Here is a 14,408-nt window from a genome sequence, read left to right as displayed (position 1 = left end):
TATGATTTATTTTTGTATTTTACGGAAAATGTTTTCCACTTTTAATTTTGCTAAATTCCAAAGAAGTTTTAATTTATACTCTTATTCTAATATTGTAAACATGAAATCATTTGATATAGTTACCCTTACAGTAAATCCTTCAGTAGATAAAAGCACCCATTTTTCAGGTTTGGTTGCTGAGCAGAAAATAAGGTGCAAAGAGCCTCAGTTTGATGCTGGAGGCGGCGGAATAAATGTTTCTAAAGCAATTTCCCGTCTTCGCGGAAGTTCACTGGCAGTTTTTACATCAGGCGGACCGGTTGGAGAGATGCTGAAAGATTTAGTAGCTAAAGAAAAAGTTGATTTTGAAACAATTGAAACTGAAACAGCAACAAGAGAAAACTTCATTGCAGTTGATGATAATACCAATTCACAATATCGTTTTGGGTTTACAGGAGATGTTCTGTCCGATTCAGAAGTTGAAAAGCTTTTAGGAACGATTTCGAAGATGAAACCAAAATACCTTGTAGTAAGCGGTAGCCTGAATGAAGGTCTGTCTTCGGATTTTTATCAGAAAGTAGCCGAAATTGCGAAGGAAACAAACTCAAAATTAATTGTTGATACTTCCGGTGAAGCATTGAAAAAAGTATTAGAAACCGGTGTTTATTTAATTAAGCCTAATGTTGGTGAATTAGCAAAACTGGTTGGCGTTGAACGTTTGGAAACCGAACAAGTTGACGAAGCAGCCAAAGAAATCATTGCTAAAGGAGGTGCTGAAATTATTGTGGTTTCACTTGGTCCGCAAGGTGCGATATTGGTAACTAAAGATCAATGCGAATTTGTGCCGGCACCTAATGTTGCCAAAAAAAGTACTGTTGGGGCAGGAGATAGCATGGTAGGCGGAATAGTTTGGGCATTGTCGCTGAATAAAAGCCTGAAAGAAGTTATTCGTTGGGGAGTAGCCTGCGGATCTGCCGCAACCATGAACGAAGGAACACAATTATTTAAATTTGAAGATGCCAATCGTTTGTTTGAATGGCTGAAAAACAAATGATTCAAAAATAAATAAAATTTATTTTTTTCCTGCTGACAAACTGTTGTCACCGGCCCTCAATAATTTTGAAGTATCAACAAATTAAAACTTTAAAATCATGAAAACATTAGAAGCACAAGTAATTACTTCAGAAGATTTATTGAAACACTGGCAGGGACACAGAGCATTAACACGTCGTTTAATTGAGATTTTCCCTGAAAAGGATTTTTTCGAATTCTCAATTGGCGGAATGCGTCCGTTTGCAAAATTAGCCGATGAACTTTTGGCAATTGCTGCTCCGGGACTTAAAGCAATTGTAAACCGTGATAGCCAGCCTTATACTGAAGGAGAGGAGAAACTGATTTTCAAAGCGCAATATCTTGAAAAATGGGATGAAGCTACAGCAGAAATCAATAAATACTGGGAGCAATTATCTGTAGAAGATTTCAACGAGACTTTTAAACTTTTCGGGCAGTATGAATTTCCGATTATTCAGAATATCTTGTACTTTATAGATAATGAGATTCATCACCGCGGCCAGGCTTATGTTTATTTAAGAGCTTTAAATATCGAACCGCCATTTTTTTGGGAAAGATAATTGTAGAAAAATTCTGTAACTTTATTGAATAAATCTAAAATTAATGGCTATGAGTTTAAAGAAAATAATGTCCAATTATGCAGATTATAATTTATGGGTAAACCACCAATTCGTAAACTGGCTTTCGCCGAAATCTGATGAATTGCTGTATGCAGAAGTATCTTCAAGTTTTTCAACAATTATAAAAACACTTGATCATATCTGGTCTACAGAAGAATATTGGTTTTCTGTTATTTCTGAAACTGATTTATCAGAAAAGAAACCCGAAAGCGAATTGTCAAAAGAAGAAATCTTTGAAGGCTTATTAAATTCATCTCTAAAATTGAAACATTTAATCAATTCATTGCCGGAAGAAGATTTAATGAAAGAAGTTAAAATCGTTAATCCATGGTTTGAATGTGAACTGCCCGTTTCGGATTATTTGCTCCAGGTTATCAATCACGGCACTTATCACAGAGGCCAGATTGTAACGATGGGGCGAAATCTTGGAATTACAGATGCTTCAAACACCGATTATAATTTTTATAATGTCGTAAAACAGCAGTATTAAAAATTAAAAACCCCTAATGCAACTTTGTTTCTTTAGGGGTTTTTTGTTATGACAGGGTTTTGGTAATGGTGTTTAATAGTTTAATAATATTCGTTTTAAGCTGTTCTGGCTCTAATATAGACGCATAATCACCAAACATAATAAAAAACCTCGGAAAAGCATTTTCTATATCACGTGACATAAATGTCATTTCGATTTTTCCGTCAACTTCTTTTTCCGAGACAAAACCGTGATACTTTCGTTCTGTTTCCAGATAGCGGGCAATTTTTTTATCAATTAAAATTCGGACTTTGGTTGTCGGAATGGTTTCGTTTTTATTCAGATAAGTATCCAGAGAATCGTGTTCGATGGTAAAATCTAAGTCGGTTTTTTTATCGCCTGAATTCGATCTGTACGGAATTGCCTGTAATCCTTTCTAAGATGGCAGTAGCCTAGGAAATACCAGTTATTGTGATCGTGAAAAACGCCAACAGGTTCAAGATTTCGTTCCGTTTTTTCATCTTTATCAAAAGTTTTATACGAAAGCAAAATCTGTTTTTTCTCTGCAATTCCTTCAAAAAGAACCGCTAAAGTATTGGGAGAATTATCGTTAAACAAAGGTTCCGCGTTTTGCATCACCACCCGGGATTCAATATTCGAAAGATAGTCTTTGTCGTTGCTTCGCAAAACCGATTTCAGTTTATACATCGCCGATGCATAATGTGTTCCCAAAGACGGATCGGTAAATTTCTGCATCAGTTTTTCGGCAGCAATAAAACTGCTTACTTCTTCACGCGTAAACATTACCGGAGGCAATCTGTAACCGTCCATTAAAGCATAACCCACCCCGGCTTCACTATAAATAGGAACTCCCGAAGCTTCAAGGGTTCTAATATCCCGGTAAATGGTTCTTAGGCTACATTCAAAACGATCTGCCAGTTCCTGTGCCTTTACAATTTTCTTGGATTGCAATTGAATGAGGATGGCGACAATTCGGTCAAATCGTTTTGGGGTTTCGTCCATTATTTAAATCTTTTTTTCAAAGATAGTATTTATCACAAAGAGTTAAAAACAATAAATTTTCGCATCTTTACAGAATTGTATTATTAAATCAAAACCCCGAATAATAATTGTAAATGAAGATTCCGTTTGAGCCCGTATGGTTTGGTTATGAAATTAATATTCATTTAGTTTTAGAATATTTAGCCTTTTTTATCGGGTATCGGTATTATGCTTTTTTAAGGAAAAGAAATGTCGACAGGATCATCACAATCAATCGGTTATCGATTATTTTAGGAGCAGCTATTGGGGCTTTTTTGGGTTCCCGAATAGTGGGGTTTTTAGAAAATCCTGTTTTTATTTCAGATTTTAAATCGATTATAGATCTGTTTAATACAAAAACAATTATGGGAGGTCTCTTTGGCGGACTTTTAGGCGTAGAAATCGCTAAAAAAATTATTGGTGAAAAAGAATCTTCCGGAGATCTGTTTACGTTTCCAATTTTACTGGGAATTTTTATCGGGAGAATTGGATGCTTTTTATCCGGAACAAATGAATTCACATATGGAGAAGCTACTTCTTTTTTCCTGGGAATGAATCTTGGGGATAACATAAAGCGGCATCCAATTGCTTTGTATGAATTGGTTTTTTTAGCTGTTCTGTTTTGTTTTCTGAAGAAACTCCAAAGCAAAAATCTACCAAACGGCTTGTTATTTCAGTATTTTATGATTTCTTATTTTGCATTCCGGTTTTGTATAGAATTTATAAAACCCAATCATTTTTTCGTTGCAGGAATAAGCTCCATTCAGATTTTATGTTTAATTTGTCTATTATATTATCACAAAACAATTTTAAATCTATTCGTAAAAAATGCCAGTTAGAAAGTATACTTATTATGATTTTACCTTAAGCCTTTGTCCCGAATGCTTAAAGCGTATTGATGCAAAAATTGTTTTTGAGAATGAGCATGTTTACATGCTTAAAAGATGTCCGGAACACGGAAGTTCAAAGGTATTAATTGCGGATGATATTCAATATTATAAAAATATCCGAAACTACAATAAGCCATCAGAGATGCCTTATACCTTTAATACCAAAACCCATTATGGCTGTCCGTATGATTGCGGTTTATGCCCGGATCACGAACAGCATTCCTGTCTGACTGTTGTTGAGGTTACAGACCGATGTAATCTGACATGTCCGACTTGTTATGCAGGCTCGTCACCTTCATACGGAAGACACAGAACCCTGGAAGAAATAAAAAGAATGCTGGATACGGTTGTTAAAAATGAAAAGGAACCTGATGTTGTGCAGATTAGTGGCGGCGAACCTACAATTCACCCTCAGTTTTTTGAGATTTTAGATTATGCAAAATCCCTTCCGATAAAACATTTAATGTTGAATACCAATGGAATTAAAATTGCCAAAGACAAGCAATTTACCAGACAGCTGAAAACCTATTCACCTGATTTTGAAATTTATTTACAGTTTGATTCTTTTGAAGACAGTGTATTGCAGGAGTTACGCGGTGCCGATTTAAGCGAGATAAGAAAACAAGCTTTAGAGAATCTGAACGAAGTAAATTTATCAACAACATTGGTGGTTACGCTTCAGAAAGGGCTAAATGATAATGAAATTGGAAAAATAATTGAATTTGCATTAAAACAAAAATGCATCAGAGGGGTTACTTTTCAGCCAACACAAATCGCCGGAAGACTTGAAAATTTTGATCCGGAAAAAGACAGGATGACATTAACCGAGGTCAGAAGGAAAATTTTGGAACAAACTTCCATTTTTAATTCAGATGATTTGCTGCCCGTGCCCTGCAATCCTGATGCTTTGGTAATGGGATATGCCTTAAAATTAGAGGATGAGGTATTTCCGCTTACACGTTACATCAATCCAAATGACTTGTTAGACAATAGTAAAAATACCATCATTTACGAACAGGATGAAGTGCTTCGCGGAAAAATGATAGAATTATTCAGTACAGGAAATTCAGTAGAAGTCGCAGAAGAAAACCTGAAATCAATTCTCTGCTGTCTGCCCAATATTGATGCACCCAATTTGGGTTATGATAACTTGTTTCGCATCATCATTATGCAATTTATAGATGCTTATAATTTTGATGTCAGAGCGATTAAAAAATCATGTGTGCATATTGTAAATAAGGATAATAAAATAATCCCTTTTGAAACCATGAATTTGTTTTACAGAGACGAAAAAATAGAAAGATTAGAAGAACTTAGAAGTACTATATAAATTATGATAGCATTAGAAGTAGGCAATTTAGACGGATTGATTATATTTTTCGTTGCCATTATGTTTGGGCCGCCGGTTGTATTTACAATTATTGGGTTCCTTGTAAAAAGAAACAATCCAAAAACCGCAAAAGTGTTGTTTATCTTGGGTGCGGTTTATTTATTGATCGGATTAGGAATTTGTGGCGGGTTTCTTTAGTGAAAAAGGAAAACCCAATAACTTTTAGGTCATTGGGTTATATATAATTACTAAGGACTAGTTACTAAGAACTTAATATTTAATCATTCAATTTCAAAACAGCCATAAACGCCTCTTGCGGAATCTCAACGTTTCCAACCTGTCTCATACGTTTTTTACCTTTTTTCTGTTTTTCAAGCAGTTTACGCTTACGCGAAATATCTCCACCGTAACATTTTGCGGTAACGTCTTTACGAAGTGCTTTAATCGTTTCACGAGCGATAATTTTTGCTCCAATCGCAGCCTGAATCGGAATGTCGAATTGCTGTCTTGGGATAAGCTCACGCAATTTCTCGGTCATTTTTTTACCGATGTTATATGCGTTGTCTTCGTGAATCAGGGCTGAAAGTGCATCCACCGTTTGAGCATTCAAAAGAACATCCAGTTTTACCAATTTCGAAGTTCGCATTCCGATAGGAGAGTAATCGAAAGAAGCATACCCTTTAGAAACTGTTTTCAAACGATCGTAAAAATCGAATACAATTTCTGCCAAAGGCATATCAAAATTCAACTCAACTCTTTCAGTTGTTAAATACGTTTGATTCGTGATTAAACCACGTTTTTCGATACACAAACTCATTACGTTTCCTACGAAATCAGCTTTTGTAATGATGGTAGCTTTAATATAAGGTTCTTCAACTCTGTCCAGTTTTGAAGGTTCCGGTAAATCTGAAGGATTGTTTACTACTAATGCCGTCTCCGGATGTTTTTTGGTGTAAGCCAAATACGAAACGTTAGGAACGGTAGTAATAACCGTCATATCGAATTCGCGCTCTAAACGTTCCTGAATGATTTCCATGTGAAGCATTCCTAAGAATCCGCAACGGAAACCAAATCCTAAAGCCGCAGAGCTTTCAGGAGCAAATACCAGCGAAGCATCGTTAAGCTGTAATTTTTCCATTGAAGAGCGTAAATCTTCGTAATCTTCTGTATCAACAGGATAAATTCCGGCAAATACCATTGGTTTTACGTCTTCAAAACCGGTAATCATATTGGTTGTCGGCACTTTTGCATCCGTAATCGTATCACCCACTTTTACTTCGCGTGCTTCTTTAATTCCAGAAATCAAATAACCAACATCTCCTGCAGAAACTACATTTTTAGGAACCTGATTTAATTTTAAAGTTCCAATTTCGTCAGCAAAATATTCATTGTCCGTAGCCATGAATTTAATTTTCTGCCCTTTTTTGATTTCACCGTTTACAACTCTGAAGATCACCTCGATTCCACGAAACGGATTATAAACCGAGTCAAAAATTAAAGCCTGTAATGGCTCTTCCGGATTTCCTTTTGGAGCAGGGATTTTTTCAATAATCGCAGCCAGGATATTTTCAACACCAAAACCTGTTTTTCCGGAAGCGTGAATAATATCTTCTAATTTACAACCAAGTAAATCGATAATATCATCACTAACTTCTTCAGGATTAGCACTTGGTAAATCTACTTTATTTAAAACCGGAATAATTTCCAGGTCATTTTCTAAAGCCAGATATAAGTTTGAAATCGTTTGTGCCTGAATACTTTGTGCAGCATCCACAATCAAAAGTGCCCCTTCACAAGCCGCAATAGATCGTGAAACTTCGTATGAAAAGTCAACGTGACCCGGAGTATCAATTAAGTTTAAGATATATTCTTCTCCCTTGTATTTATATTCCATTTGAATGGCATGACTTTTTATGGTGATGCCACGTTCACGTTCCAGATCCATGTTGTCAAGCAATTGTGCTTTTTCTTCACGGGCTGTAACGGTTTGTGTAGCGCCCAGTAATCGGTCTGCCAGTGTACTTTTACCGTGGTCAATATGTGCAATAATGCAAAAGTTACGTATCTTCTTCATTTTATATTCAGTTCTCTAAACGAGTTTTTAGTAATTTTTGGGTATGAATCTGCCCTGCTGTAAATACTTTAGAGCGTGTTATTAAGGCGCAAATATAGCGCAAAGTTTTGGATTCTGGAATGTAGTTGCCCGATAGTTAGTTTTTGAAAATCATTTTAAGTCTTAAAACTCAAAATTGAACCCTTTTTCGGTCAGTTTTTTGTAGATTTCCGGATCAAATTTGTACAGTTTTGCGGCTCTATGGGACACATCCTGCTGTTTTTCATCTAAGGCGACGAGCAATTTCATGTGCAGAATTTTTCTTCGGAAATTGGATTTGTCAAGTTCGATTCCCAATATTTCTTCATAGAGATGCATTAGTTGTAATAAAGTAAATTTTTCGGGTAGAAGATTGAACCCGATTGGGGCCTGACGCACTCTGTTACGAAGTTGCATTAAGCTGAATTGCAGGATTTCATTGTGGTCAAAAATCAGGTCAGGCAGTTCGTTAATCTTGTACCACGTAGCTTCCATCAGGGTAAGTCCAGCCTTTACATTATAATCTTCACGGTTCACAAGTGTATAATAACCAATGGTTACAACCCTTCTTCCCGGCACACGATTTGGATCTGTAAACGCTTTTAACTGCTCCAGATAAATATTGTCAAGACTTGTTAGTTCATACAAAATTCTTTGTGCTGCATCGTCAGAGCTCTCTTCTTTTTTGAGCCAGCCTCCAAGAAGTCCCCATTTTCCCATACTTTCTCCTTCAGCATGATGTGCCAAAAGTACTTCGAGGTTCCCCTTGTTGAATCCAAATATCACGCAGTCAATCGTTACTCCGTCGATTACGGGATTTTGAATATCGGAAGGTTCCCCTACATAAGTTTTAGAAGCTTTCTTTGAGTGTAAAAATGCCATTTGTTGCTTTTATAAGGCTGTTTAAAATTCAAAATTAAATCCTTTTTCAGTAAGTTTTGTATAAATCTCCGAATCAAATTTGTATAGTTTGGCTGCCCTGTGCGAAACATCCTGTTGTTTTTCATCCAATGCAACAAGTAATTTCATATGAAGAATTTTTCGTCTGAAATTTGATTTGTCCATTTCGATTCCCAATATTTCTTCATACAAATGCATCAATTGCAACAATGTAAATTTTTCCGGTAAAAGATTAAATCCAATTGGTGCCTGACGAACCCTTTCGCGCAGCTGTTTTAGACTATAAGTCAGTATTTCACTATGATCATAAATCAGATCGGGAATTTGGTTAATCTTATACCACTTTGCATCCGATGCCGTAAAACCGGGCTGAATATTATAATTTTCTCTTTTGATTAAGGCATAATACCCAATTGTAATAACACGTCTGAGAGGAAATCGATCCGGATTTCCAAATGCTTTCAACTGTTCGAGATAGATGTGGTCTAACGCCGTAAGTTCATTCAATAGCCGGTGTGCAGCATCATCTATGCTCTCTTTTTTATTAATCCATCCTCCGGGCAGTCCCCATTTTCCTTTACTAATACCTTCTCCGTGCTGAATTAAAAGAACTTCCAGACTTCCCTGATCAAAACCAAATATGACGCAATCAATCGTAATGGCATTCATCACTGAAGGATCATTTTTTACGAAAATGCCATTATTCAAATTGTCGATCATCTGTTAAAATTTTGACAAATTAAATAAATAAAAATAACACTCTGTGCTTAAAGAGTTATATATTTTTCAATATCGTGGTGTTAGTATGTGAATTTTGAGAATAATGCATGATAATACTGATAAATAACTAAAATAATTACTTTTTTGAATAATTAAATTAATATTTATAAATAATAGTCAATAGAATTTTATGGTTTTAAATGATTTATATGTAAAAATGGGTTGGTTATTATTTTAATTACAAAAAAATAAAGGTAATTTTTTGTTAATATATAAAAATTCCCTACACTTGTAGTCAAATTAACCATAAGATAAGTGTGTTTTGACCATAAGCTAATATGGCGTATCAAAAAAACTTACTTAGGAAGTTCTCGAATGATTTATGTGTATTTCATTAAAAAGTTTCACAAAAGTATATTTCATAAAAATTCAACCTCATATACAGATAGAAATTTAGTAAGTGGAGAATGTTAGCAGCTGATAAAAAAATGTGACAAATATTTTAATGCGTGTTAATTAGATTAAAAACAACTAACAACAAACTTTAACCAAATTATTAATGATTATGAAAAGCAATTATTGTATTAAACCAACGATGCTCCAGTTTTATCTGATGCTGTTGCTTAGCGTGTTTACGATGCAGCCGGGTTTTGCACAAGAGCAATCCCAATTTGTAAGCGGAAATGTAAAATCGGCAGATGACGGAATGGGAATTCCCGGAGCAACGGTAGCAATTGAAGGAACCAAAAGAGCAACTTCAACAGATTTTGACGGGAATTTCAGAATTGAGGCAAAAACTGGTGATGTAATAGCCATAAGCTTTATGGGGTTCAAGACTCAGCGCTTAACTGTCGGTGCACAAAAGACAATTAATGTAACCCTGCAAACAGAATCGGCTGAACTTAAGGAGGTAGTCGTTATTGGATACGGGACACAAAAAAGAACAACAGTAACAAGTGCTATTACGCAGGTAAATGGTGAAAATCTGGCAAAAACCAATACAATCAATGCACTTCAGGGACTTCAGGGACAGGCAGCAGGACTTCAGATTACTTCTACTTCAGGGCAGCCTGGGGAGAAATTGAATGTAGTTATAAGAGGTTTAGGTACTACTGGAGGAAGCAACCCGCTTTACGTAGTTGATGGTATTCTTACGGGTGATATCACGTATTTGAGCAATTCTGATATTGAATCTATTTCTGTTCTGAAAGATGCTGCTTCATCAGCCATTTATGGTTCGCAAGCCGCAAACGGAGTTGTTTTGGTAACAACCAAAAAAGGAAAGAGAGGTTCTCCGGGGAAAATTACTTTTGATCAGTATTATGGAGTTCAGTCAGTAGCCAGAAAAGTGGACTTGTTAGATGCGAGAGAATATGCGGTTATTATAAATGAAGCGGCAGTAAACTCTGGTAAAAATCCTTACTTCACTAATGATGAGATAAATGCATTAGGAAAAGGTACGAACTGGATGGATAAAATGCTGACGGATAATGCAGCTACTAAAAACTTTTCATTCGGTGCTTCAGGAGGTTCTGAGACTTCTGTTTATTCTACCTCATTGTCTTATTTAGGACAGGAAGGAATTGTTGGAGGAAAGGATTTATCGAACTATGAACGTTACAATTTCAGATTCAATTCAGAACATAAACTCTATAAAGATGTACTTACTCTGGGTCAGAATCTAAGTTTTGCTTACGTTGACAAAAATGGTGTTGGTGTTGGAAATCAGTATAATAATTCCTTAAGAAGTGCTTTTCAGGTAAATCCATTATTACCAATGTATGACGCTGCAGGTAATTATTATGATACTACAAAAGACAGCCAACCATGGCTTGCCGGTATTGCAAATCCTTATGCATTAATGGATTATACCAATCAAAATGAAAGTAATAATCAAAAATTACTCGGTAATGTTTATCTACAGGTTGAACCCATAAAAAATTTAACATTTAAGACGACTTTAGGTCTTGATTACTATGTGTCTGAAGGACATTCTTATACTCCTGTTTATAGATTGTCTATTTATGCAAACACTGCTTTTGATAAAGTGAATCAAAACATGAGCAAAAACAGAAGCATTACCTGGGATAATTTACTCGGATATAAATTCGATTTAGCCGGGAATCATCATTTTGAAGCCATAGCGGGAACCTCATATATTAACTATGCAGGAACTTCTGTAGAAGCAAATAATGCAGATTCTGTTTTTAACGATTTAGAGCATGCCTGGATTGATAATACTACTAATAAAGAAGGAGCTAAAATAACCATTAAGGGTAAAAAAGAAGAAAACTTATTAATGTCTTATTTTGGGAGACTGAATTATAATTTTAAAGAAACCTATTTGTTGAACGCAACGTTAAGAGCAGATGGATCTTCAAAATTTTCTCCCGGAAACCAGTGGAGTTATTTTCCATCAGTATCTGCTGGTTGGGTAATGTCTAATGAAGCTTTTTTGAAAGATTCACAGGCTCTTAATTTTCTAAAATTAAGAGCAAGCTGGGGTCAGGTTGGAAATCAGGCTGTTGGTAACTTCCAATATTTAGCTGTAATGAAATCTAACAATACAAACTATATTTTCGGAGATAAAGAAGGAACTCTTACACCTGGGGCTTATCCGGAAAGATATTCAAATCCTGATTTACATTGGGAGACTTCTGAACAAATAAATCTTGGTTTGGATGCCCGATTTTTAAACAATGCTTTAGGTGTCACTTTTGATATTTATCAAAAAACAAATAAAGACTGGCTGATTCTGGCACCAGTTTTGGCAACTGCCGGGGCTAATCCTCCTTTTATAAATGGCGGAGATGTGGTTAACAAAGGGGTTGAGTTAAGCCTTAATTATCAAAACAAAATTGGTGATTTTAATTATAGTGTTAGTGCAAACGGTGCTTACAATAAAAACACGGTTGGTCAGATACCCAATGTTGATGGTATTATCCACGGATTGAATAATGAACTTTATGACAATTCAGGTGAATTTTACAGAGCACAAAACGGATTCCCATTGGGTTATTTCTGGGGATATAAAACCGGAGGTGTTTTTCAGAATCAGGAACAAATTAATAATTATAAATCGGCAAATGGCGTAGTGTTACAGCCTACAGCAGCTCCCGGAGATATCATCTATGTAAATACAAACGGCGATGATAAAATAGACGCTTCAGATAAAACAAGTATCGGAAATCCTAATCCTGATTTTACATTTGGGTTCTCTTTATCAGCAAATTATAAAGCTTTTGACTTTTCATTGATGGCAAATGGTGTGGCAGGAAACCAGATAGTACAATCTTACAGAAACCAATCCGGAGCTTATGGAAATTATACTTCAAGAATATTAAGCCGCTGGCATGGCGAAGGGTCTTCGAATACAATACCAAGGGTAACAGAAGACAATAGAAACTTTACACAATTTTCAGACTTATACGTGCAGGACGGTGATTTCTTAAGAATCAATACCGTTACATTAGGGTTTGATTTAGCTAAAATGAATCATTCCAAATCATTTTTTGCAAGTCAGTTCAGGATTTACTTTTCTGTATTAAACCTTTACACTTTTACGAAATATGACGGTATGGATCCTGAAATTGGATTTGGTTCTTCAAATGATGACCAAAAGTTTTCATCAGGCGTTGATGTTGGATATTATCCAAGACCTAGGACATACATGTTGGGATTAAATGTTAAACTTTAATAAATACGATAATGAAAAATACCTATTTATATATTTTCTGTTTGAGTTTATTGTCTTTGGGTTCCTGTGAATTAGAAACAGAACCTTTAACACAACAAACGGATATTAATTTTTATAAAACAACAGAGGATGCTTACAGTGCATTAGTAGGTTGTTATGATGGTCTGCAGGTAGCAACAGGAGCTTCGGGACTCGGTATTCCTGTAATGAGCGAGGTAATGTCTGATGATTGTTTTGGAGGAACCGGTGCCTCCGATGGTTACAATTATGCATTGGTAGATGAATTTGATAAGAGCCGTTCCCCATCTGATATAGATTTGTTTAACGAAAACTGGAAAAGTTATTATAAGGCGTTATATCGTTGCAATGTTTTCCTGATGAAAATGGATCAGATTGACTGGAAAGGGGACACTGCTTTAAGAAATACTTACGAATCTGAAACCAAATTTATCAGAGCTTATATCTATTTTGAAATGATACGTTTGTGGGGAAATATACCTCTATTGACAGCTCCTACCACAGAAAATGTTCCTCAGGCATCACCCGAAGATGTTTATAAATTAATTGCAGAAGATTTAGTATTTGCAGCAAATAATTTGCCAACAGCGGCATACAATTCTGTACCCAATGGAAGAATCACTAAATGGGCAGCAAAATCTTTACTAGGCCGTGTTTATTTATATTATACAGGATATTACGGAAAAACAGATTTAGTTGGTGTAGTAACAAAGGCTCAGGCTTTAGCACATTTAGAAGATGTAATTTCAGGTAGCGGACATGGGTTAGTAGATGATTTTTCTACTCTATGGCCGGCTGCTTCGGTTGAAAAATATGCAGGTGAAAGTAATAAAGAATTCATATTTTCTATAAAATATACTTATACAAGTGATTATAACGGTAATACGGATGGGAATCATTGGCTTGTATTGTTCGGCATGAGAGAATTTTCATCTTATCCATATGCACATGGATGGGGAGTAACAGTAAATTCAAAATTATGGAGTGCTTATGATGCTAATGATACAAGACGTGCGGCAACAATAATTGGTATTGATGAAGAAAATATAGCATTTAATAAAATAAACAGTCAAAGAGAATATACTGGCTATTACAATAAAAAATATTGTCCAATGATTGATAAGGATGGAAAAGAACTTCCTATCGTTTTAGGAAGCCAGTTTTGGGATATTAGCCAGTTTCAGGATTACGTAGTATTGAGATATGCTGATGTTTTATTAATGGCAGCTGAATTAGGAAGCGGAAGCGCCCAGTCATATTTTGATCAGGTGAGACAAAGGGCATACAAATCTAATTTTACTCCTCTTGCGGTTACTCAGGATAATATAATGAATGAAAGACATTTAGAATTTGCTCTAGAAGGAGTCAGATATTGGGATTTATTACGTCAGGGAATTGGTAAAGCATCATCTACTATTGCTGAAACAACGACCTTATTAAGCGGTGGTGTTGCTACTACAAAAACAATATCGGCAGCTAAAATTCAGGAAACAAAAGGATTACAGCAAATTCCTAATACACAGATCACCTTGTCAGGAAATGTTTTAAAACAAAATACCGGCTGGTAATTTTAACTAAAAA

Annotated in this window: 11 protein-coding genes and 1 pseudogene; 8 read left to right on the top strand and 4 right to left on the bottom strand. The window is 35.5% G+C overall.

Annotated features, from left to right (window positions below; translation table 11 throughout):
• Positions 1-100: 100 nt before the first annotated feature.
• The 3 genes from P5P89_RS08015 (at position 101) to P5P89_RS08005 (ending at position 2,160) form a co-directional block, all read left to right on the top strand.
• Positions 101-1,033, top strand: a complete 933-nt coding sequence (locus P5P89_RS08015) for a 1-phosphofructokinase family hexose kinase (protein WP_278011465.1) — start codon at positions 101-103, stop codon at positions 1,031-1,033.
• A gap of 97 nt (positions 1,034-1,130) precedes the next feature.
• On the top strand, positions 1,131-1,610 hold the full coding sequence (locus tag P5P89_RS08010; RefSeq protein WP_278011464.1) for a DinB family protein: 480 nt from the start codon (positions 1,131-1,133) through the stop codon (positions 1,608-1,610).
• A 49-nt stretch (positions 1,611-1,659) separates the two neighbouring features.
• Positions 1,660-2,160 (top strand): DinB family protein, encoded by a 501-nt coding sequence (locus tag P5P89_RS08005; RefSeq protein ID WP_278011463.1) that lies wholly within the window; start codon positions 1,660-1,662, stop codon positions 2,158-2,160.
• 46 nt (positions 2,161-2,206) lie between these two features.
• Here the strand turns inward: P5P89_RS08005 and P5P89_RS08000 are convergent.
• Positions 2,207-3,162: pseudogene (locus P5P89_RS08000) on the bottom strand (helix-turn-helix transcriptional regulator).
• 113 nt (positions 3,163-3,275) lie between these two features.
• On the opposite strand from P5P89_RS08000, the gene P5P89_RS07995 reads away from it, so the two are divergent.
• The 3 genes from P5P89_RS07995 to P5P89_RS07985 are packed head-to-tail and all read left to right on the top strand — an operon-like array spanning position 3,276 to position 5,598.
• Positions 3,276-4,019, top strand: a complete 744-nt coding sequence (locus P5P89_RS07995) for a prolipoprotein diacylglyceryl transferase (RefSeq protein ID WP_278011462.1) — start codon at positions 3,276-3,278, stop codon at positions 4,017-4,019.
• A complete protein-coding gene (locus tag P5P89_RS07990) occupies positions 4,009-5,400 on the top strand; it encodes a radical SAM protein (RefSeq protein ID WP_278011461.1) in 1,392 nt (463 codons plus the stop codon). Before P5P89_RS07995 ends, P5P89_RS07990 begins: the two co-directional genes overlap by 11 nt.
• Before the next feature lie 3 nt (positions 5,401-5,403).
• A complete protein-coding gene (locus tag P5P89_RS07985; RefSeq protein WP_278011460.1) occupies positions 5,404-5,598 on the top strand; it encodes a hypothetical protein in 195 nt (64 codons plus the stop codon).
• Positions 5,599-5,677: 79 nt separating this feature from the next.
• Here the strand turns inward: P5P89_RS07985 and lepA are convergent, their stop codons facing one another.
• From lepA to P5P89_RS07970, 3 genes are all read right to left on the bottom strand, one after another.
• Positions 5,678-7,474, bottom strand: coding sequence for a translation elongation factor 4 (lepA, locus tag P5P89_RS07980; RefSeq protein ID WP_278011459.1), 1,797 nt, complete (start codon positions 7,472-7,474; stop codon positions 5,678-5,680).
• Positions 7,475-7,636: 162 nt separating this feature from the next.
• A complete protein-coding gene (locus P5P89_RS07975; RefSeq protein ID WP_278011458.1) occupies positions 7,637-8,374 on the bottom strand; it encodes an NUDIX hydrolase in 738 nt (245 codons plus the stop codon).
• A gap of 21 nt (positions 8,375-8,395) precedes the next feature.
• The gene (locus P5P89_RS07970) at positions 8,396-9,112 is read right to left on the bottom strand and encodes an NUDIX hydrolase (protein WP_278011457.1); all 717 of its coding nucleotides are present in this window, start codon (positions 9,110-9,112) and stop codon (positions 8,396-8,398) included.
• Positions 9,113-9,677: 565 nt separating this feature from the next.
• Here P5P89_RS07970 and P5P89_RS07965 point away from each other — a divergent pair.
• Entirely contained in the window at positions 9,678-12,809 is a 3,132-nt protein-coding gene (locus P5P89_RS07965) for a SusC/RagA family TonB-linked outer membrane protein (protein WP_278011456.1), read from the top strand.
• 11 nt (positions 12,810-12,820) lie between these two features.
• A complete protein-coding gene (locus tag P5P89_RS07960) occupies positions 12,821-14,395 on the top strand; it encodes a RagB/SusD family nutrient uptake outer membrane protein (RefSeq protein WP_278011455.1) in 1,575 nt (524 codons plus the stop codon).
• The last annotated feature ends 13 nt before the right edge of the window (positions 14,396-14,408 follow it).

The organism is Flavobacterium gyeonganense (genome assembly GCF_029625295.1).
Classification (GTDB): Bacteria; Bacteroidota; Bacteroidia; order Flavobacteriales; family Flavobacteriaceae; genus Flavobacterium; species Flavobacterium gyeonganense.
The sequence above is the reverse complement of the archived record's forward strand: the minus strand, read 5'-3'. Positions and strand labels throughout refer to the sequence as shown.

What these genes read in the sequence shown, in the direction of transcription:
- P5P89_RS08015 (WP_278011465.1), top strand. Translation starts at nt 101, where the DNA reads ATGAAATCATTTGATATAGTTACCCTTACAGTAAATCCTTCAGTAGAT.
- P5P89_RS07965 (WP_278011456.1), top strand. Translation starts at nt 9,678, where the DNA reads ATGAAAAGCAATTATTGTATTAAACCAACGATGCTCCAGTTTTATCTG.
- P5P89_RS07990 (WP_278011461.1), top strand. Translation starts at nt 4,009, where the DNA reads ATGCCAGTTAGAAAGTATACTTATTATGATTTTACCTTAAGCCTTTGT.
- P5P89_RS07995 (WP_278011462.1), top strand. Translation starts at nt 3,276, where the DNA reads ATGAAGATTCCGTTTGAGCCCGTATGGTTTGGTTATGAAATTAATATT.
- P5P89_RS07985 (WP_278011460.1), top strand. Translation starts at nt 5,404, where the DNA reads ATGATAGCATTAGAAGTAGGCAATTTAGACGGATTGATTATATTTTTC.
- P5P89_RS08010 (WP_278011464.1), top strand. Translation starts at nt 1,131, where the DNA reads ATGAAAACATTAGAAGCACAAGTAATTACTTCAGAAGATTTATTGAAA.
- lepA (WP_278011459.1), bottom strand. Translation starts at nt 7,474, where the DNA reads ATGAAGAAGATACGTAACTTTTGCATTATTGCACATATTGACCACGGT.
- P5P89_RS07975 (WP_278011458.1), bottom strand. Translation starts at nt 8,374, where the DNA reads ATGGCATTTTTACACTCAAAGAAAGCTTCTAAAACTTATGTAGGGGAA.
- P5P89_RS07970 (WP_278011457.1), bottom strand. Translation starts at nt 9,112, where the DNA reads ATGATCGACAATTTGAATAATGGCATTTTCGTAAAAAATGATCCTTCA.
- P5P89_RS07960 (WP_278011455.1), top strand. Translation starts at nt 12,821, where the DNA reads ATGAAAAATACCTATTTATATATTTTCTGTTTGAGTTTATTGTCTTTG.
- P5P89_RS08005 (WP_278011463.1), top strand. Translation starts at nt 1,660, where the DNA reads ATGAGTTTAAAGAAAATAATGTCCAATTATGCAGATTATAATTTATGG.